1 protein-coding gene is annotated in these 482 nt (G+C 34.4%); it reads left to right on the top strand.

Annotated elements, in window-relative coordinates; all coding sequences use genetic code 11:
* Positions 1 to 482 (top strand): transposase (locus CDG59_RS14955; RefSeq protein ID WP_143225236.1); only part of this gene is annotated, 482 nt, incomplete at both ends.

Below are 482 nucleotides of genomic sequence, written 5' to 3'. Positions count from 1 at the left end.
GATATGTTAAGTGAAGTACTCAGTTGGGGTGCAAAGATTCAATTTATTACAGGTGATAGTTGGTATTCATCGACTGGAAATCTAAAAACCATAAGAAAATATGATATTCGATTTATGTTTGGTATCGACTGTAACCGTAAGGTTTCCCCAGAAAAAGGACAATGGTTTCAACTGCGTTTATTGCCAGATTTCCATCAGGGTCAAGTGGTCTGGCTCAAAGATTTTGGCTTTGTACAATTATTTAAGACTCAGTTAAAAGAACAGCAGAGGTTTTATATTGTGTATCAAGATGAAGATGATTTATTGTCCTTTGAGGGTTTTGATGAATTACATTCAAGTCATTGGAAAAAAGAACAATATCACCGAGTGATTAAACAGGTTTGTCATATTGAAAAGTTTCAAGTAAGACGATCTAAACTGATTTTGAATCATATTTTTTCAGCCTTGATGGCCTACGTCGAGATACAAAAGAACCAGTTTGA

Source organism: Acinetobacter sp. WCHA29 (genome assembly GCF_002165335.1).
In the GTDB taxonomy this organism is placed as follows: Bacteria; Pseudomonadota; Gammaproteobacteria; order Pseudomonadales; family Moraxellaceae; genus Acinetobacter.
The sequence above is the reverse complement of the archived record's forward strand: the minus strand, read 5'-3'. Positions and strand labels throughout refer to the sequence as shown.